This window comes from Streptomyces alkaliphilus (assembly GCF_014141535.1).
Classification (GTDB): Bacteria; Actinomycetota; Actinomycetes; order Streptomycetales; family Streptomycetaceae; genus Streptomyces; species Streptomyces alkaliphilus.
The window spans coordinates 1-1,527 of sequence record NZ_VKHT01001107.1 but is presented as its reverse complement, the minus strand read 5'-3'; the positions used below and the strand labels follow the sequence as shown (position 1 = coordinate 1,527).

The following is a 1,527-nucleotide window of genomic DNA, read 5'->3' as shown; positions in this document are numbered from 1 at the left end:
GGGGTGGGTCCCCGGGGCACCGGATCCGTCCGACCCGTCCGGCCGGGACACGACGGGACGAGAAGGCGAACAGCGAATACGACAAGGCCAGCTTGTGAACGTATTCACATTCACAAGCAAGTATCCCCCATGCCCGCGCACCATCCGCGCCCGGGGGGTGTGAGACCGGTCTCTCCGGGTCTCCCGACCCTTCGACCCCACTCTCCCGCGACCCCGAACACGCCCGGAAACGGGCTGGACCGGCGCGGCTCCGCCCGTGGACGGTTCCGCGCCGGCCCTCATACGGTAGGGCGCGTGCCGGGCTCCCACCGGGCGCCGGCAGGCTCCCCGCTCGGGACTACCGGCCCTTGCGGAACTCCGCCGCGGCGCGCAGGAAGAGGTCGTTGGCCTCCGTCTCCCCGATCGTCACCCGCACCCCCTCGCCCGGGAACGGCCGCACCAGCACCCCGGCCGCCTCGCAGACCGCCGCGAACTCCGTGGTCTCCGCGCCCAGCCGCAGCCACACGAAGTTCGCCCGGGTCTCCGGCACCGTCCAGCCCTGCCCGGCCAGCTCCGCGGAGACCCGCTCCCGCTCGGCCACCAGCGACGTCACCCGCTCCCGCAGCGCGGGCTCCGCGCGCAGCGAGGCGATCGCCGCCTCCTGGGCGACGCCGCTCACACCGAACGGCACCGCCGTCTTGCGCAGCGCCTCCGCCACGGGGGCGTGCGCCACCGCGAAGCCGACCCGCAGACCGGCCAGGCCGTACGCCTTGGAGAAGGTCCGCAGCACGCACACGTTGGGCCGCTCCCGGTACAGGTCCAGGCCGTCCGGGATCAGCGGGTCGTCCACGAACTCCCGGTACGCCTCGTCCAGCACCACCAGCACGTCGCCCGGCACCCGGTCGAGGAAGGACTCCAACTCCGCGCGGCGGATCGCGGTCCCGGTCGGGTTGTTGGGATTGCAGACGAAGATCAGTCGGGTGCGGTCGGTGATCGCCGCCGCCATCGCGTCCAGGTCGTGCTCCTCGCCGGCGGTCAGCGGCACCTGCACCGAGGTCGCCCCGGAGATCCGGGTGATGATCGGATACGCCTCGAAGGACCGCCAGGCGTAGATCACCTCGTCGCCCGGGCCCGCGGTCGCCTGGAGCAGCTGCTGGGCCACCCCCACCGAGCCGGTGCCGGTCGCCAGGTGCTCCACCGGCACCGTGAACCGCTCCGCGAGCTCGGAGGTCAACGCCCCGCAGAACATGTCCGGGTAGCGGTTGAACGCCCCGGCGGCCCCGGTCGCGGCCTCCAGCACCCCGGGCAGCGGCGGGTAGGGGTTCTCGTTGGAGGAGAGCTTGTACGGCGCCGGGCCGCCGTCGGTGCCGGGACCGGCGGAACGCCCCGGGCGGTAGGTCGGGATGTCGTCCAGCACCGCGCGCAGACGGGGACCGGTGAGGGTCGGCGCGTCCGAGGCGGGGATCGGCGAGGGCGTCGAAGAGCTCATCCTCCTTACTTTAGGAGGAAAGGGCGACGGGGCCCATCCCCCTGCCGGCGCCCCTCCCC

General features: G+C 73.5%; 1 protein-coding gene. It reads right to left on the bottom strand.

Annotated elements, in window-relative coordinates; translation table 11 throughout:
• Positions 1 to 337 precede the first annotated feature (337 nt).
• Positions 338 to 1,468, bottom strand: a complete 1,131-nt coding sequence (gene hisC, locus FNQ90_RS22740; RefSeq protein WP_182608063.1) for a histidinol-phosphate transaminase — start codon at positions 1,466 to 1,468, stop codon at positions 338 to 340.
• Positions 1,469 to 1,527: the final 59 nt, after the last annotated feature.

Excerpts from the sequence above, each read along its gene's own strand:
- hisC (WP_182608063.1), bottom strand. The coding sequence starts at position 1,468 with ATGAGCTCTTCGACGCCCTCGCCGATCCCCGCCTCGGACGCGCCGACC.